Origin of the sequence: Methanoculleus chikugoensis, assembly GCF_019669965.1 — an archaeon.
GTDB classification, from domain to species: Archaea; Halobacteriota; Methanomicrobia; order Methanomicrobiales; family Methanoculleaceae; genus Methanoculleus; species Methanoculleus chikugoensis.
In genome coordinates this window covers 1,299,032-1,315,655 of record NZ_AP019781.1, presented here as the reverse complement: position 1 = coordinate 1,315,655, position 16,624 = coordinate 1,299,032, and the positions used below count along the sequence as shown (strand labels likewise).

Genomic DNA, 16,624 nt, shown 5'->3' with positions numbered 1-16,624 from the left:
TCCGGGGCGGCCGCTCAGCCGTCCCGGGGGAGGATCGTCTCGACGGTGATCGTATAGGTGATCGTCTCCCCGGCAAGCGGGTGGTTCGCGTCGACAGTGATACGCTTCTCGTCCACGTCGAGGACGGTCACCAGGCAGGGTTTCCCCATCACCTCGACCTTGATGAACTCACCGGGAACCGGTTCGTGGTCGAGTCTCAGCCTCGTGCGCTTTATCGTGACCACGAGTTTCCTCCGGAACTTCCCGTAGGCCTTCTCCGGGGGCAGCACCACGGTCACCGTCTCGCCCGGCTCTCTTCCGATCAGCGCCTCCTCAAAGAGGGGATTGATCTGGTTCGCACCGAGGGTGACCCGGACGGGTTCGCCCGAACGGGTGTCCTCGAAGACCTCGCCGTCGGGGCGGGTGCTGGTGAAGTGCAGGAGCAGGGTGTCTCCGTCCGTCACGGGTGCCATAGATGCCTGATCGGTTTGTCGGGCAGGGGTTTAATTCATTGGGAATGCAGCGGATCCCGGGCATCGCTCCCGGAAGGCTTACGCGCAAACGAACCTCCCAGGACCATCTTCCGCCACGCTTACCCGGGACGGTCTGCCTCCCTCGCCGTTGTATCCTAGGGTTTCACCGCAGGCACCTCACCAGATGTCCCCGCAGGCACACCACCAGATGTCCCCGCAGGCACACCACCAGATGTCCCCGCAGGCACACCACCAGATGTCCCCGCAGGCACACCACCAGATGTCCCCGCAGGCACACCACCAGGTTTCTCAGCGGGTTGCTGGCGTGCACCTTCACTCGCGCTCTCAGCGGCACGGCCGCCGAAGAAGAACCCGATGATGGATGCAAGCGCACCCGTCAGGACACCGATGATGGTCTTTAGCAGTTCGCTATTCGGGTCTTTAATGACAAGATACAGGACAGCCGTCCCGACGAGCAGCGTCACCGCCAGCATCAGCGAGAATCGTGACAGTCCTTTCCGTTCAGGTATCTGAACGAGAAGCATCTCGCAGTACTTCAGCCTCAGATTTTCATCCCGGACATTGTGAATATCGGCTATAATTGTGTTGCGCAGGTGGATATTCGAGTAGGTTACGACGAGCCAGGGAAGAATGATCAAGATGCCGATAACAAGCAGGACAAGAAACAGCAGCAAGATACTAGTGGGGTCAGGAGACACCGGCGTTTCCGTGCCTGCCGTTACCGTCTCTTTGGTGGTTGGGGTCACCGCCCCTCCCGTGACCGTTGCCGTCTCCTGAGCCACTGTACCCTGGGCCAGTGCGCAGCCGACGAGAAGCGACACTAAAATTACGAGAATCGCAATCTTTCGCACATCCATCCCCCCAATTCCAGCGTTCTGGAATTAAGCACCCAGAGGATTGTCACAACATAAAGGTATGGCTCCACAGAGTCGGGACGGGACGGGCACTGCAATCAACGGCGGCTCGATCGCTACCTACAAATACCATCCCGGATCCGGGCGGTTCCGCCCTCGACGCAGGGCCGACCGGCTGCGCCGTTCGATGATCACCGACGCCAACGATCTCCTGCCCGAAACCCGACGGTACCGACTCTTACCGTCGAAACAAAGACATGTGAGAAGAGCATGCTGCGGGCTTGTAGAAACAGAGTTCTTAACGAAAAAGGCGTTCTGGGGCAACCAGAGCACGATGATGATCGCGACGTACTCGCACCTGGTAGACGAGGATGTCGATAACGCCTTCGCCGCCCTCGCCGGAGTGGAGTTGCCCGAGAGCGACCGGGCGAGCGAGTCGCCGGAGCCGGTGCAGTGTGGCCAGTGTCACTGCGTCATGCCCCCCGGGTCCCGGTTCTGCGCCCGGTGCGGGATGACGCTCACGGTCGAGGCGGCGGAGTCCCTGAACACGGTCATCAGGGCCGCCGAAGCGGTCATATCGAACCCGAACGATCCTGAGGTGCTTACGATCCTGCTTGAGGCCCGGGCGAGGATGGCGATGAAGGGCGGCGGGGAGACGTGATCCGGGAGAAACCTATTTTAGGTACGCCGGGGTATTTTATCATATCACGAGGGAAGAAAGATGGCAAAACCGATCGAACTTGGGCTTGTTCTGGAGGGGGAAGACGCCCGGCGGTTCCAGCGCTACCTGGACCACCCCACCGACACCGATGACGGCCGTGAGCTGATCCGCGAAGCCGCCATCCTCGCCCGCGAGATGCGATTGTGACCGTAAGAATACCCTTCGACAATCTCTCTTTTTCTGTTCTCACCGAAGACATCGACGTTTCATCGTTCCGGTGCGGAGAGCCGGATCTGACGGAGTTCCTGATCGAAGACGCGCTTGAAAATCAGGCCGCCCGGCTGTCGGTCACACGGCTCGTGTCGTATGAAGGGCAGATTGTCGGTTTTTTCACACTCACCAACGACTGTATCATCAGGAAAGGGATCAGTGACGACGACGGTGAAGAATGGTATCCCTATCCGCACTATCCGGCGCTGAAGATCGCACGACTGGCAACGCACCAGGAGTTCGAAGGCCGGGGTGTCGGGCGGGCCATGTTGTTGAAGACGGTGGCCATCGCCATGCGGCTCTCGCAGTATGTGGGGTGCCGCATGATCACGGTTGACTCTAAGCCGAAATCCGAGGGGTTTTATCTGAAATACGGCTTCCAGAGGGCTTTGATGAAAAAGAAAAAGGATACGATCCCTCTCTACCGTGACTTCTATCGGTCCTACCAGGAAGCCGAGAGGAGGATGAGTCCGCCGCTGTCTGTTTTCGATGGCGGCGGCCGTCGAGAGCCTTGATACGCCCCTGGCGGAGGATGCTGTTCTGCGGGTGACGGTGCTGGCGACCTGCTCATGCTGTGGCGCTATCCTGAGAGAAGGGGATCGCTTCTGCACCGGGTGCGGGACGCCGCAGACGATGGAGGCCGCGGCCGAGCGCCTGGGCGACCTGCTCGCGAAAGACGCCGGAATCGCCCGGGACGATCCCCGGCTGCAGGCGGCGCTTGCCCGCGTCCGCAACGAGGAGCCGGAGGCGTGGAACGCCTTATTGAAGAAGATCGGCCCGCGGGCGACGGCATAACCCTACTCTCTTTTTTGTGCCCGGATTCTCGTGCACGCGACGGCGTGCGCCCCTTTCAAAACTGATCCGAAAATAACGCTGATACGAGCTTCTTTTCAAGAAGGGATTAAGAACTTGGGTTCTTAGAGCCTCAGGCGAGATTCGAACTCGCGACCTCGTCCTTACCAAGGACGCGCTCTACCGGCTGAGCCACTGAGGCGTGACGCACCAATTATGTTGGAGGTTTACCCTATAAAAGGTTACGGCCGAAACCGGGGAAAGAACCAGGCGGGACCGACCCTATTCACTCCGTCCGGCGGCGTCGATCGCCGCGAGCGCGGATATACTGGCGGTCACCCCTTCGAAGGTCTCCACCTCGACGATGGGGATGGCGCCGCTCCTCCGCACAGCCTTCATCACGGCCGAAAAGTCGATCTTCCCGTCCCCGACCGGTGAATGCGTATCTTCGGTGCCGTCGTTGTCGTGCAGGTGGAAGTGCGCCGCCGGGTGGGCGAGGAAACAGTCCAGGCACCCGTTCAGGTTCGCGTGGCCGACGTCGAGCGCGAGCCCGATCCCGATCCCGTCGATGAGCGGCAGGTCGTCGCAGGAGCGCAGGAAGAAGTACTCCCAGTTCCCCATGTTCTCGACGAAGAACGTGACCGAGAGGTCGGCGGCCGCGAGAGTCAGTTCGGAGAGCGACTGCCGGAACCGCTCCACCGCCTGCTCCCGCTCCGCGCTCCACGCATAGTAGCCCGGGTGGATGACCACGTCCGCACCGACCTCGGCGGCGACGGCGAAGGACTGCGTCAGAACCTCGACGCTCGCCCGCCGGATCGGGTCGAGGAGGCTTGCGATATTGACCCCCCGGGACGGTGCGTGGATGAAGTACCGGTACGAGTAACTTTCGAGCGGCTCCGCACTCTCCAGGTAGTGCAGGCCGTCGTCCATCACCTCCACGCAATCGGTGATGGGAGCGAGACGCTCAAGCGCGAGGGAGAGCGGCTCGTGGTGAAGACAGTAGGTGGAGACGCCGAACATACAGAATGTTCCGGCCGGGACGATAAATAGGTTCGGAACAGGCAACTTCCGGCGTATCGCCGTCCCACCCCCCGGGCGGACCGGATCGCCCAATCCGGCACGAGACAGCCCTCCGGCGGCAAAAAAGACCAATCCGCATGGTTTATACAATCAACACCACTATGAATAATCATGGCTGACGGCTTCGTCCCGGAGGTTGTTGTCTCGAACCGGCTTGAGAAGGCAAAGGCCGAGATCTTCTCCTACATAGAATCCAACGCCGAAGCCATCGACGAGAACTTCGCCATCTTCTTCGGGAACGTCATCACGATCCTCGACCGTGCGGGTGTTCCCATCACCGACGCAGTCTACGACGAGTTCATCGACGCAATCGTATTCCGGGTCTTTGAGGTCAGCAAACGGGCCGGGGACATGAAGTACCTCAACCGTGCCTGTGAACTCGCCTGCGGGATGAAACGCAGAAAAGAGCGCAAAGCGGGCGTCCACCTTGCCGCCGCCGTAAAACTGATGAAGATGGGGATGCCGCTTGCGGCGACCGTCTTCCTCCAGCCCTACCGCAAGCACGACGCCGCAGTCGGGTGCTGGTACGCCTACTGCTACTACGCCCTCTACAAAGAAGGGTCGGCCGAACCCGGCTACTCGGCCGCGGAACGATGGAACTACCTGAAGGCCGCGCGCCAGTACATGGAGGAACTCGGGCAGTTGCGGCCGGGGCTGCAACGGCTGGTCCGGGGCGAACTCGAACAGGACACGTGGCTTGCCGAGCCGTTCTGGGTGATGATCTTCCTTGCGACCGAATGGATCCCCGACAACCGCTGGTTCCTGGAGATCGGGATCGCGCGGAGCAAACAGGAGAAGAACGACGTCGCGCTGGTCAAGATGCTCCAGATCGGCCTCATCCGGTTCCCCGACGACATGCTCTTCTACCGCGAAGCCTACCACCTCAAGTTCGAGCAGGGCGACCTCGCCGACGCGATGGGTCTCATCCGCGACCTGATCCAGAGGTTCCCCGATGACTTCGAACCGATCTACTACGGCCTCCGGACCGCCCTCTACCTCCCGGGCGAGGAGTTCAACGTGTTCCGCAAAACCGCCGAACGACTGAAGATGCCGGGCCACGTCCTCTGCCTCATCGACTACGCGTATGCCTTCCTCCGGGGGAAGCGGGGGCAGGCGGCCCTCTGTCTCGACGAGTTTCACCGGAAATACCCTTCATTGAACTACTACTCCGATATGCTCCGGTTCGTCACCGCCGATATCCCTCCGACCGAGAAGGGCGTCAATGCAGCGGTTTTCACTTCGGTCGACCATTTCTGCAAGAAGATGCTCAAGATCGGCGACGCCTGAGAGTGCCGCGATGAGCAGCCTGATAGTCCCTCGCGCCGGATAGTAACGAGGACTCCATGGCATACCGTCATCTCTTCGGCCCGGTCCCCTCCCGGCGGCTGGGCGTCTCGCTTGGGGTAGACCTGGTGCCGCAGAAGACCTGCGCCTACAACTGCGTCTACTGCGAGTGCGGGCGGACGACCAGCCTCACCTGCGAACGGCGCGAGTACGTCCCGACCGGCCGGGTCATCGCGGAGCTTGACGACTTCCTCGCGAAGGGGCCGGATCTCGACTACGTCACGTTCGCCGGCTCCGGGGAACCGACGCTTCACGCCGGGATCGGGGAGATCATCGCCTGCATCAAAGACCGGCATCCCCGCTACCGGGTCGCGGTCCTGACAGGGAGCGCGCTCCTCGCGGACCCGGATGTCCGGGCCGCCCTCATGCGGGCCGACCTCGTGGTGCCGTCGCTCGACGCCGTCTCCGAAGAGGTCTTCTCAAGGATCAACCGCCCCACTCCCGGCATCACCGCCGAACAGGTGCTTGAGGGGCTGCTCGACTTCGCCTCCGAGTATCCCGGCGAGATCCGGCTCGAGGTCTTCATCGTCCCTGGCATCAACGACACGAAAGAGGAGATCCGGCTCCTCAAAGACGCCGTCGCGGCAATCAATCCCGACCGCGTCCAGGTGAACACCCTGGACCGGCCCGGCACCGATATCCGGGTGAGGCCGGCGTCCATTGGGGCGCTCGAACGGATCGCGGCGGTGCTCGGCGGTGAGGTGATCGGGGCGGCCTGCACCGACCGGGCGCTGCCGCCGGTGAGCGGGGATCTCGCAGAGTCGATCCTCGCGACCATCCGGCGCCGGCCCTGCACGGCCGCGGATCTCGCCGCACTCCTCGGCATCCGCCCGGCCGAGGTCGCGAAACACCTCAGGGTCCTCGAGTCCGGCGGGCTGATCGAGCCCGTGCGCGAGGAGAGAGGCGTATTCTACCGGCCGGTCTGAGAGAGCCCGGTATCGCTACCGGCATAAATATGCCGGAGCGACAAAAGATAGGTATGAGGATTCATGGCGGTTGGTAAGGATATACTCAAGACACTGCACGCGCTCGTCGACCGGGATATCACCCTCATGCACATCTGCGGCACCCACGAGGCGGCGATAGCCCGCGCCGGACTCCGGAGCGTCCTTCCCGAGGGGCTCAAGATCGTGATGGGGCCGGGCTGCCCGGTCTGCATCACGCCGCAGGGCGAGATCGATGCCGCGCTCGACCTGGTGGAGCGGGACTGCACCATCGCCACCTACGGCGACCTGCTGCGTGTCCCGGGGTCGAAGGGATCGCTCGAGTCGAGCGGCGGGGACATCCGGGTGGTGCAGGGCGTCCACAAGGCGGTGGAGATCGCCCGGAGGGAACCCGACCGGGAGGTCGTCTTCATATCGGTCGGGTTCGAGACCACCGCGCCGACGGTCGCCGCCACGATCCTCTCCCGCCCGCCGGAGAACTTCTCCATCCTCTCGTGCCACCGGCTCGTCCCGCCGGCGATGGCGTGGCTCCTCGCCCAGGGGGAGGCATCGCTCGACGGGTTCATCCTCCCGGGGCACGTCTGTGCGGTGATGGGCTACGAGGAGTACGAGCAGTTCCCCGCCCCGCAGGTCGTCGCGGGGTTCGAGCCGGAGGACATCCTCCTCGGTCTCCTGATGGCGGTGCAGCAGGTCCGCGAGGGGGCGCACCGGGTCGAGAACGCCTATCCGCGCGTGGTCACCCGGGAAGGGAACGTCAAGGCGAAACGCCTGATGTACGAGGTCTTCGAGCCGTATGACGTCGAGTGGCGCGGATTCCCGGTGATCCCGGCCTCCGGCCTCCGCCTGAAACCGGAGTTCGAGGGCTACGACGCGCAGAAGAAGTACGATATCGAGATCCGGCACGTGGACAAGCACTCCGCCTGTATCTGCGACAAGGTGCTGCGCGGCATCGCCCGGCCGTCCGACTGCAAACTCTTCGGGAAGGTCTGCACCCCGCGCACCCCCGTCGGCCCCTGCATGGTCAGCCACGAAGGAGCCTGCAAGATCTGGCATCTCTACGAATCGCGGAGGGCGTGAACCCGCCCCCTCCGCTGGCCTTTTATACCTTACACAACAACATAATATGGCAGTCTCGGTAGGGTAGTGGATATCCTGAAAGCCTCCGGAGCTTTCGACCCGGGTTCGAATCCCGGCCGGGGCGTTTCTTGTTTTCGGGTCTGGTTCCCATCGGTGTTACGGTCGGCAACGCAGCCGGTCATCTCCACGTCGTGAAGGGACGCGATGCTTTGAACTATCGACGATCCCGTTCGCCGGAACCCGCGCCTGCCGGAGAGAACGAGCGTGGATCAAGGGTCTTCTTCGTTCAGGTTCGAAAAGCGGAAAAACACCCTCCGGGCGGAACTGGAACCATCGCCGTGCCGTAGCAGGAACTGCCTGACGTTCGCCGACCTGAGCCATCCCCGGTCGAGCTCGGTGACGAAACCGTCAATCCGGCGCGACTCTTCGAGGATCTTCTCTGCAAACGGGTCGTCGATCATCTCCGCATACCCCACGATCACCTGCAGGGGATTCCTGATATGGTCCCCGAGGATGGCAAACTGCTCGATATTCTTCCCGAGCTGTGCGTAGGTCTCCCGTCTCATCTGCTCGGCGAGGACGCGCTCGGTGATGTCCATGACGATCAGCATGATGCAGAGCGGCTGCCCTGCACCGTTCTGCACGACGCTGCCCGATATCTGGATGTGAAACTGAGAGCCGTCATCTCGCAGCCCGATCGTCTCCTGCACGATCGCATGGTCGTCGAGGAGGTGGGCGGTGACCTTCTCCCCGACAGTGGGGTCCGCGAAGAACGCCCCCAGGTTCTTCCCCGCGATCGTGCCCGCCCCGTCGTAGCCGAACATCGCGACAAAACTCCGGTTGGCATACATGACCGCTCCGGTGGGATCGGCGATGAGGATGCCGTTCGTCGAGGATTCGAGAGCGCTCTCCTTGATCCTGAGCTCGCGCTCGGTGCGGATCCGCTCGGTGATGTCCCGTGCAATCGCGACGACGTACCGCTCGCCGCCGAAGGTGACCGACCGGACGGTGATCTCCATCGGGATCTCCGTTCCATCCCGCGCTACGAGCGGCGCGATGAAGGTCTGCCCGGATTCGGACGCCATATCGCTGCTCTCCCGGATGAATTCGGCAAACCGGGCCTTCTGCTGCGGCGAGATCAGATCGATGAACGGTTTCCTGAGCAGTTCCTTCTTCGAGTAGCCGAGATACGCACTCACGGATGCGCTGACGTCCGCAAGCATCCCGGTCTCCGCGCGGAGCAGGAATATCGCGTCGTAGGTCTGGTCGAGCAGCGCCCGGAACCGCTCGAGTTCGGCAAGCCGGCTCTGCAGCTCGGGATAGTAACTCTTGTGCAGGGAGGTCTCCCCGAGGCCGATGATCTTCTCCCGGAGCGCATCCCGGTCTTCAGGGGCTTCAGAAGGCATGCATATAAATCCGTTCGATCTCGTCGCAGGTGAGACTGCGCGGGTTGGTTACCATACAGGGATCGTTGTACGCCGCTTCGGCAAGGGCGGGAATCGCGTCCTCCCGGACGCCGACCTCGGCGAGGGTTTCGGTGACCCCGAGCGCCCTCCGAAACACCGCCACCTTCTCCGCCGGGGTCGACTCTCCTCTTCCGATGATCGCGCCAATCCGCTCGTAGCGGTCGGATGCCGCCTCGTAGTTGGCCGCCATCACGTGCTCGAGGAGCAGTGCGTTGCACCGCCCGTGCACAAGGTCGTAGGCTCCCCCGAGGGAGTGCGCCATCGCGTGCACGGCCCCGAGGCTTGCGTTCGAGAATGCAAGCCCGGCGTGAAGGCTGGCAAGGAGGGTCGAGAACCGCAGGTCCAGGTCGTCCGGCTCCTCCAGAACCGCAGGCAGTGCGCTCGTGATGAGTCGTATCGCCTCCAGGGCATGCACGTCGGTCATCGGGGAACTGGCGTTCGAGACGTAGGCCTCGACCGCATGGCTGAGGGTATCCATGCCGGCATCCGCGGTCAGTTCCCGCGGCATCGTCGTCAGGGGTCCGGGATCGAGCAGGGAGATGTCGGGGACGAGCGTTTTAGAGACGATGGCGATCTTCCGCTTTCGCTCTTCGTCCGTGATGATGGCGAACTGGGAGACGTCGGCGGAACTTCCGGCGGTCGTCGGGATGCAGATGAGCGGCGGCGCCGGGACCGGGACCCGGTCGACGCCCTCGAACGTGAGGATATCCCGCATGCTGGAACTCGCTATCCCGATACCCTTGGCGCAGTCCATCGGGCTCCCCCCGCCGACGGTGACGATGCCGTTGCACTCCTCAGCGAGGTATGCTTCCTTACCCGCCATAACCTGCCGGGAGCGGGGGTTTGGAGAGATAGCGTCAAAGACGGTGAACGAGACCCCCGCTTCGGTCAGGCTCTCCCCGACGGCACCCGCCCAGCCGGCGGCCCGGACGCCCGGATCGGTGACGAGGAGGACATGCCTCATCCCGAAGTTGCGGGCATACCGGCCGGCGAGGCGCAGTGCACCGTGCCCGCAGATAAATTCAGGAGTTACAAATTTTCTCAGGTCAAGCTGGCTTCTCTGGATCATGATTCAATACCGTCCCTGGATCATGATTCGACCCGGTAGTATGCTGGCGACTGAGGGGAGAACTCTTACTCAGTTGTAAGGAGCCGAATCCATATATATCTGGCGAGCCGCCGCAATCGATAGATATATGTTCTGTAATTACAATTACCAGAACTTACGCCGTTAATTCAATTCTGCACAAATAATGGACATACTGCGCGAAGATCCCTGCGTCTCCCCTGCCGGTCTGCAGCAGGCCGGGAGGGAGCCGGAACGGCTCCCGCATCGGTCCGAAAAAACAAGTGGATAGTGTCACTCGACAGCCGTAAGACTGATCCCGAAACACCCCATGCTATAGAGATCAATGTCGTAGTCCGCCGTATCTGAGGCGATCGCCGGGTATTGCTTGACGAGCCTGAAGAAGACAGCGTCGTCGGGCAGGGCCGGGTCCATCGGGGCGTCGACGTTCTTCTGGATGACGAGGCGTGCGGAGTCGAGGTTCGTGGCATAGTACTCCTTGAACGCGGTCCGCTTCTCCTCGGGGATGACGACCCAGTCGGCCGCCTCGGCAACCGTCAGGTCGTTCGGGACCCAGCCGTAGCCGGGGAGGTAGTACTCCGACCAGAAGTGGCCGCCGGGCGTCTCACTCATGATCATCTGGTAGCCGCCGAGGGCACGGGCGGGGATCCCGAGCGACCGGCAGAATGCGGCGAAGAGCATGCTCTGGGTGCCGCAGTCGCCGTGACCGGTCTCGAACATATGGGTCGACTCGGCGACCTTGGGCTCGCGGGCATCGAGCGAGGCGTGCGGAACGTGGCTGTAGGGGTAGGTCTTTATGATGTGGTAGTAGATCATCTGCGCCTGCAGGTGCGGGTTCGTCTCGTTCCCGACGATCTGGAGCGCCCTCTCCCGGACGGCATCCGTGATCTCGATGTTTCGCTCGGACTTCGTGTAGAGCAGGTACTCGGGATCGCTCGTGTTGTACTCCCCGACCAGCGCCGGGTCGATATCCTCGAAGATCTGCTCGTAGGAGGTGAACGCGATATCCGCCGTGATGACGAGGTCGCCGTTGACCGCCCCGGCCGGGACCTCATAGTAGACGTAGCCGATGGGACCGGTGGTGAACGGGCCGGCGACGATGAAGTCGGGGCACGAGAGGTTCGTGACGGTGACGTTCCTCTGCGCGTCCGTCTCGACCGGGAGCGGGAGCCAGATCCTTAAGGTACCCGTCGAGGGGAGCGCCTCGTGCGGGATCTCGAGCCGCTCGACCCCCGCGTAGCGGACCGGGTTCACGTATGGCCCGTGCTCCGGACGGTCCTCCGCCCAGGCATACCGACCGATGTAGTCGAAGTCCACACCACTCACGGTCTGCTTCTGCATCTCGTCGGGGTGCGCGTAGAGGTAGTTCCCGGCGACGTCGTAGAAGTAGAGCGTCTCGTTCTCCGAGACAAGTTTCTGGGCGCGAGTATCCAGCCATTCGGCTATCGCAGCATCGGTGATCCCGGGAACCCTCTCCCGCAGCGCCGCCTCTGCGGCGCTACGGTCGAACTGGTACTCAGTATACGTCCGGTTCGCCTGGAAGATGGCATTCCTCGCCGTCAGCGCCTTATTCGTATCGCCGGCGGCCGTGTAGAGGGCGTAGGCCTCGGCAAATCGTTCTTCGGCGACCCGGTAGTTGGCGGCTCCGTATTCGGCGAGCCCCCGGGCGTAGGCCTCGTCGGCCGGTGCAACAGTATTGTTCTTCTCGTCCGTTGTGGCGATGCATCCTGCTGCAGCGATGAGGAGCAGGACGGAGGCAACCAGGAGAGCGGTGATCGCATGATATCTCATAGTAGAGAGAAGATGCGGAACAATTAAAAATCTTTTTATTCCAGCGGGGCTTTCTCCGCAGGTTATCGAAGATTTGCCGCAGTTTTCAGCACGGTGTCCGGGAATTCCGGAAATCGCGGAGCCGTGCCTTATTTACCGGGAACCGGAACGCAGCCCTCTTCTCCGGTGTGCTTCATCTCATCGGATGTGCCCTTATTGGACAGAGAAACCACAGGATTTTTGTAAATCCCGTTTAACTCACAATTCTGCCGATAAAAGAGAGAAAGGTATATCCGTCAGAAGATAATTTATTAACTGAAAACGGAGGCTTTTATGCAGAGCGCTGTACGCAATCTTCTGGTCTTTTCTCTCATCGCCTGCTTCCTTCTTGTCCTTCCTGCGAGTGCTCAGCCGCCCGTAGGCGGGGACAACGGATGGTATGCGGTCAACTGTAACGTGAACGGAGCCGACGTCTACTTCGGAGACGAATACAAGGGCACGATCGAGAACGGCGTGTTCTATGTCCCGGTCTACACCACCGGTGCACCCTACAAGACGTTCCGTGTCGAAAAAGACGGATACGCGACCCACTACGGGGACGTAACCTCGGTTCCGAGTAAAGGAGAGGTCTTCGACCTCTACGCGACCCTCAACCCCGCTGCACCGCCCGCCCCGATCGGCGGCGACGTCGGGTGGTACGCCGTCCACGTCAACGTCGACGGGGCAACCGTCCAGTTCGACAACGAGGTCAAGGGCGTCACCAGCCAGGGCGTCCTCACCGTGCAGGTCTACACGACCGGAACACCGTATAAGACCTACACCGTGACGAAGGAAGGGTATCTCCCCTACACGGCGGCCGTCGACCAGTACCCCGCCAGGGGCGAGACCGTCGACCTCTACGTGAACCTGAGCTCCGCGCCCCCCACGCAGCAGGCGCCCCTCGCTCCAGCCCTTGCCGGCGTCGCCCTGCTGATTGCCGGGCTGGTGCTGGTTACCGGGAGAAAGAACTAACCCTCACTCTTTTTTCGTGACTCCTGCCCGTTGTCCCCACAGCGGAGCAATCTGCCGCCGTTATCCTGTCCGAACGGACAGCAAGTTCTTTCTCCTCCAGAGGAGGACGGGTGCTCATGAACAGACGGAGCCGGTCTTCGGTCTCACGGCAGGCAGTGCGGGTGGATTTATGAAACGCTACCGGTTCAAGAAGATCGATGCCTTTGCAGTCGCCGGGTCGTCGGGAAACCCCGCGGGATACGTCCGCCTCTCCCCCGGGGAGGAGATCACCGACCGCGATATGCAGCAGATCGCCCGCGAACTGAAGGGTTTTGTCTCGGAAACCGGCTTTCTCCGTGAAGGCACGCCGGGCGAGTGCGACCTCTCGATACGCTACTTCTCCTGCGAGCGGGAGGTCGAGTTCTGCGGCCACGCGACGATAGCCATCATGGACGACGTGGTGCGTAGCGACGACCGGTTCAGGAACCGGGAGAGCCTCCGCCTCCGGACGAACAGAGGTGTCGTCACGGTCCTGAACCGGACGGGCGAGGACGGCATGGTCTACATCCGGGCTCCCGAACCGGAGTTCTCCGACACACGCCCCGAGATCAGAGAGACCGCCGCCGCGCTCGCACTTGACGTCCGGGATATCGATCCCGCGATACCCATAGGCGTCGTGAACGCCGGCCTCGATACCCTGCTCGTCCCCCTCGCCTCGCTCGACGCCTGCATCCGGTGCTCTCCGGACTACGCGACGCTCCGTGCGTTCTCCCTCTCCCATGCCGTCGACGTGGTCGTCGTCTACACCCGCGAGACGGCCTTTCCAGGGCACGACCTGCACAGCCGGGTCTTCGCCCCGACGTTCGGGTACCTGGAAGACCCAGCGACCGGTTCGGGGAACGCCGCCCTCGGAAACTTCCTCATCCGGCAGAACCTCTGGAAGAACCGGACGCTCGTCATCGAGCAGGGGCCGGACCGGGAGAACCCGAACATCGTCCGCCTGCTCCGCCCCGAAGACGGTGGGCTCATGTTCGGTGGGGGAGGCCGGGTGCGGATCGACGGGGAATACGTCCTTTCTACAGGAGCTCCCCCCGGGCAACCGGAATGACCCTGCCGCCGACCTGCACCGCAATGGACTCCCCGCGCCGCGCCGCCCTGCAACGGATCAGGGACGGGCGGTGTATCTCGCAACCCTGCTCCACGCGGATATCAAGCGAATCGCCGGAGAAGTAGCCGTGCCGGAGGAGGTAGCCGGCAAGGCACCCGTTCGCGCTGCCGGTCGCCGGATCTTCCGGGACGCCGAAGTGGTCGGCGAAGACCCGTGCGTTGAACGTGTTCTCCGGCCGGTAGGGTTCCGGGCAGAAGATGAAGACGGCTTTTGCCGCCGTCGTGCGGATGAGGGCTTCGTAGGCGTCGCGATCGATCGTCGCCCGCCGTACGGATTCAAGGCTCCTCACCGGGACGATGATGAACGGGAGCCCCGTGGAGACCTCCTCGACCGGGAAGCGGGGATCGATCGCGGTTTCCGGGAGCGAAAGGACGCCCGCGAGCGTATCCGGGGAGAACTCTCCGGTGAAGACCGGCGGGTTCTGCCGCATCCAGGCGATCCCATCGGGGGCAAACGAGACCGGAATCTGCCCTGCCGCAAGGTTCAGCCGGACCTCGGGGACGGGTTCCTGCAGGACTTCCTCCCGGATCACGTAGGCCGTGCCGAGCGCCGGGTGCCCGGCGAAGGGAACCTCGTGCTCCGGCGTGAAGATGCGCACGTCATAGGCACGGTCTTCTCCCCCGCCCGACCGGACGAACGCGGTCTCGGAGAGGTGCATCTCCCGGGCAATCGCCTGCATGGCCGTATCGGAGAGCGCTCCGGCGTCCAGCACCACGGCGAGCGGGTTGCCGGCATACCTCCTCTCCGCGAAGACATCGACGATGTAGTAACGCATGGTCATGGCGCCTTTCTGCAGATCGTCCGTTCTGCCGGAGGATAACGGTTGCGACTCCGGATGCGGGAAAAACGGGGAGCCGCCGTCAGGCAGCCCCGGCCGGTTCATCCTGATCTGCATGCACCCGGTGCCGGTCGAGTACACACCCGACCAGCAGTGCAGCCATCGAGAGGGGGAGAGCAACGACGAGCGGGTCCACGTCCTGCCACGGGGCGGAGAGAACCGCCGGCACCCCGAAGAGGAGGTTCGAGAGCCCGAGCGCCGCCGACTCCTTGACGTGGACGAAGGCGGTCCACACGAACCAGGCGGCCGCTCCGGCGACCAGGCTCAACTTCGCCGCGAGGAGCGACGGCCGGCTGCTGTAGACAGCGTGAGCGTAGGCCGGCAGGAACGCCGACGCACAGAGGCCCATGAACATCGCCGTCGCCCGCGCAATGATGCTGCCGGGCATGATGAAGGCCAGGATGACGCTCGCGACGATCATGACGACGGTCGCCGCCTGAATCCTCTTCATCGACGCCCCCCGGGAACCGGTGTGCCGCATCATATCGAACCCGAGCGACGTGCCCATGGCATGGAGAAGGGAACTGAGCGTGGACATCGCAGCGGCGAGGAGCGTCAGCATGAAGATGACGACGAAGAGGTCCGGCATCGACGCGTTGATGAAGTTCGGTATGATCGTGTCGATGTTGCCGTCGGTAGCCGCCGCAAGAGCGATCACGCCTCCCGTCCGGTAGAAGTAGACGTTCGTGAGCGCGCCGACCGTGAAGGCGACTCCGGTCATCATCAGGATGAACGGCCCGCCGACGAGGACCGCACGGTTCAGCGACCGGCTGTCTTTGACGGTCATGAACCGGACGACGAGTTGGGGCTGCGCCAGCACCCCGATGCCCACCCCGAGAACGAGCGTCGTCACCAGCGTGAGCCAGATCGGCGACCCGAGCGCCGGCATGGAGGCCCACCCGGTCATCCCCCCGGCGGCGAGCGTCCCGGGGACGAGGTCCGACATCGCGGCAAGGGCGGTGTGCGCCTCGATGACCCCCCCGAGCTGGATGTAGGTGAGCACGAGGAGGATGGTCATCCCGACGAGCATGATCCCGCCCTGGAGCGCGTCGGTGTACATGACGGCGATGAGCCCGCCGAGCACCACGTAGAGGGCGACGACCGCGGCGAACGCGATGAGCGCGGTGGCGTACGGGATCTGCAGCGTGCTCGTGATGAACTGGGCGCCGCCGATCAGGATCGCCGCCGTGTAGAGCGGCATGGAGACGACGATGACGAGCCCTGCGGCATACCGCATGAACGGCGACTGATAGCACTTCCCCATCAGGTCGGGGAAGGTGACGGCCTTAAGTTTGCTCCCGATACTGCGGGTCCGTTTCCCGAAGACGACGAACGCGATGAAGATCCCGAGCCCGATGTTGAGGACGGTCAGCCAGATCATCCCCATGCCGAGCTGCGCCGCAACCCCGCCGAACCCGACGATGGCGGAGGTGCTGATGAACGTCGCGCCGTAGGAGAGGGCAAGAACGACAGGATTGACCTTTCTGCCGGCCACCATATAGTCGTCGTCTCCTTTCGTCTGGCGGTAGCCGAGATAGCCGAGGCCGATGGTGGCGGCGAGGTAAACCAGCGTCACCGCGATGAAGAGCCCGGTATCAACTGCCATCCCGTTCCTCCTCCGTTCCTTTATTCCAGTTCAACAGGCCGTACACTAAGCATGCGAGCGTGAAGCCGAGCGCAAGCAGATATCCAACCCAGATCGCGGGATCGGTAATGCCAAACATGACAAACCACCTGACGGTAGCGGAAAAACCGTTACATTACACGGGAACTCAGCAAAAGGGCCGGTTCCCTATCTAAAGAAGAATGC

18 protein-coding genes and 2 tRNA genes are annotated in these 16,624 nt (G+C 62.7%); 10 read left to right on the top strand and 10 right to left on the bottom strand.

Annotated features, from left to right (window positions below; translation table 11 throughout):
• Positions 1-14 precede the first annotated feature (14 nt).
• Both MchiMG62_RS06690 and MchiMG62_RS06685 read right to left on the bottom strand, forming a co-directional pair.
• Positions 15-452 carry an FKBP-type peptidyl-prolyl cis-trans isomerase gene (locus tag MchiMG62_RS06690; RefSeq protein WP_221056303.1) on the bottom strand — a complete coding sequence of 146 codons (438 nt, stop codon included), beginning with the start codon at positions 450-452 and terminating at the stop codon, positions 15-17.
• A 155-nt stretch (positions 453-607) separates the two neighbouring features.
• The gene (locus MchiMG62_RS06685) at positions 608-1,330 is read right to left on the bottom strand and encodes a hypothetical protein (RefSeq protein ID WP_221056302.1); all 723 of its coding nucleotides are present in this window, start codon (positions 1,328-1,330) and stop codon (positions 608-610) included.
• Positions 1,331-1,388: 58 nt separating this feature from the next.
• Here MchiMG62_RS06685 and MchiMG62_RS06680 point away from each other — a divergent pair, with 58 nt between their 5' ends.
• The 4 genes from MchiMG62_RS06680 to MchiMG62_RS06665 are packed head-to-tail and all read left to right on the top strand — an operon-like array spanning position 1,389 to position 3,053.
• Complete coding sequence (locus MchiMG62_RS06680; RefSeq protein WP_221056301.1) at positions 1,389-1,988, top strand: hypothetical protein; 600 nt, start codon at positions 1,389-1,391, stop codon at positions 1,986-1,988.
• A gap of 60 nt (positions 1,989-2,048) precedes the next feature.
• Entirely contained in the window at positions 2,049-2,195 is a 147-nt protein-coding gene (locus tag MchiMG62_RS06675) for a hypothetical protein (RefSeq protein ID WP_176788108.1), read from the top strand.
• Positions 2,192-2,773: a GNAT family N-acetyltransferase gene (locus MchiMG62_RS06670; protein ID WP_221056300.1), complete on the top strand. Its 582-nt coding sequence runs from the start codon at positions 2,192-2,194 to the stop codon at positions 2,771-2,773. The genes MchiMG62_RS06675 and MchiMG62_RS06670 overlap by 4 nt, the downstream gene beginning before the upstream one ends.
• Entirely contained in the window at positions 2,748-3,053 is a 306-nt protein-coding gene (locus MchiMG62_RS06665) for a zinc ribbon domain-containing protein (protein WP_221056299.1), read from the top strand. The genes MchiMG62_RS06670 and MchiMG62_RS06665 overlap by 26 nt, the downstream gene beginning before the upstream one ends.
• A gap of 126 nt (positions 3,054-3,179) precedes the next feature.
• On the opposite strand, the gene MchiMG62_RS06660 is transcribed toward MchiMG62_RS06665, so the two are convergent.
• Positions 3,180-3,252, bottom strand: a tRNA-Thr gene (locus MchiMG62_RS06660).
• A gap of 80 nt (positions 3,253-3,332) precedes the next feature.
• Positions 3,333-4,070: a sugar phosphate isomerase/epimerase family protein gene (locus MchiMG62_RS06655; RefSeq protein ID WP_221056298.1), complete on the bottom strand. Its 738-nt coding sequence runs from the start codon at positions 4,068-4,070 to the stop codon at positions 3,333-3,335.
• A gap of 171 nt (positions 4,071-4,241) precedes the next feature.
• On the opposite strand from MchiMG62_RS06655, the gene MchiMG62_RS06650 reads away from it, so the two are divergent.
• The 4 genes from MchiMG62_RS06650 (at position 4,242) to MchiMG62_RS06635 (ending at position 7,619) form a co-directional block, all read left to right on the top strand.
• The gene (locus tag MchiMG62_RS06650) at positions 4,242-5,417 is read left to right on the top strand and encodes a hypothetical protein (protein WP_221058533.1); all 1,176 of its coding nucleotides are present in this window, start codon (positions 4,242-4,244) and stop codon (positions 5,415-5,417) included.
• Positions 5,418-5,473: 56 nt separating this feature from the next.
• Positions 5,474-6,400, top strand: coding sequence for a radical SAM protein (locus MchiMG62_RS06645; RefSeq protein WP_221058531.1), 927 nt, complete (start codon positions 5,474-5,476; stop codon positions 6,398-6,400).
• A gap of 63 nt (positions 6,401-6,463) precedes the next feature.
• The gene (gene hypD, locus MchiMG62_RS06640; protein ID WP_221058530.1) at positions 6,464-7,495 is read left to right on the top strand and encodes a hydrogenase formation protein HypD; all 1,032 of its coding nucleotides are present in this window, start codon (positions 6,464-6,466) and stop codon (positions 7,493-7,495) included.
• Between the two features lie 52 nt (positions 7,496-7,547).
• Positions 7,548-7,619 (top strand) — tRNA-Arg (locus tag MchiMG62_RS06635).
• Positions 7,620-7,764: 145 nt separating this feature from the next.
• On the opposite strand, the gene MchiMG62_RS06630 is transcribed toward MchiMG62_RS06635, so the two are convergent.
• The 3 genes from MchiMG62_RS06630 to MchiMG62_RS06620 all read right to left on the bottom strand — a co-directional run bounded on the left by MchiMG62_RS06630 (position 7,765) and on the right by MchiMG62_RS06620 (position 11,839).
• Complete coding sequence (locus MchiMG62_RS06630; RefSeq protein WP_221058528.1) at positions 7,765-8,901, bottom strand: PAS domain-containing protein; 1,137 nt, start codon at positions 8,899-8,901, stop codon at positions 7,765-7,767.
• Complete coding sequence (ercA, locus tag MchiMG62_RS06625; protein ID WP_221058527.1) at positions 8,891-10,030, bottom strand: alcohol dehydrogenase-like regulatory protein ErcA; 1,140 nt, start codon at positions 10,028-10,030, stop codon at positions 8,891-8,893. Before ercA ends, MchiMG62_RS06630 begins: the two co-directional genes overlap by 11 nt.
• Before the next feature lie 291 nt (positions 10,031-10,321).
• Entirely contained in the window at positions 10,322-11,839 is a 1,518-nt protein-coding gene (locus tag MchiMG62_RS06620; RefSeq protein ID WP_221058525.1) for a transglutaminase-like domain-containing protein, read from the bottom strand.
• Positions 11,840-12,151: 312 nt separating this feature from the next.
• On the opposite strand from MchiMG62_RS06620, the gene MchiMG62_RS06615 reads away from it, so the two are divergent.
• Both MchiMG62_RS06615 and MchiMG62_RS06610 read left to right on the top strand, forming a co-directional pair.
• Complete coding sequence (locus MchiMG62_RS06615) at positions 12,152-12,829, top strand: hypothetical protein (protein ID WP_221058523.1); 678 nt, start codon at positions 12,152-12,154, stop codon at positions 12,827-12,829.
• Positions 12,830-12,998: 169 nt separating this feature from the next.
• Positions 12,999-13,916: a PhzF family protein gene (locus tag MchiMG62_RS06610; RefSeq protein ID WP_221058522.1), complete on the top strand. Its 918-nt coding sequence runs from the start codon at positions 12,999-13,001 to the stop codon at positions 13,914-13,916.
• Here the strand turns inward: MchiMG62_RS06610 and MchiMG62_RS06605 are convergent.
• From MchiMG62_RS06605 to MchiMG62_RS13365, 3 genes are all read right to left on the bottom strand, one after another.
• A complete protein-coding gene (locus MchiMG62_RS06605) occupies positions 13,885-14,757 on the bottom strand; it encodes a PhzF family protein (RefSeq protein ID WP_221058520.1) in 873 nt (290 codons plus the stop codon). The two genes, MchiMG62_RS06610 and MchiMG62_RS06605, sit on opposite strands and share 32 nt — an antisense overlap.
• A 79-nt stretch (positions 14,758-14,836) precedes the next feature.
• On the bottom strand, positions 14,837-16,420 hold the full coding sequence (locus tag MchiMG62_RS06600) for a sodium:solute symporter family protein (protein ID WP_221058518.1): 1,584 nt from the start codon (positions 16,418-16,420) through the stop codon (positions 14,837-14,839).
• Positions 16,410-16,538, bottom strand: a complete 129-nt coding sequence (locus tag MchiMG62_RS13365; RefSeq protein ID WP_342367228.1) for a symporter small accessory protein — start codon at positions 16,536-16,538, stop codon at positions 16,410-16,412. Before MchiMG62_RS13365 ends, MchiMG62_RS06600 begins: the two co-directional genes overlap by 11 nt.
• Positions 16,539-16,624 lie beyond the last annotated feature (86 nt).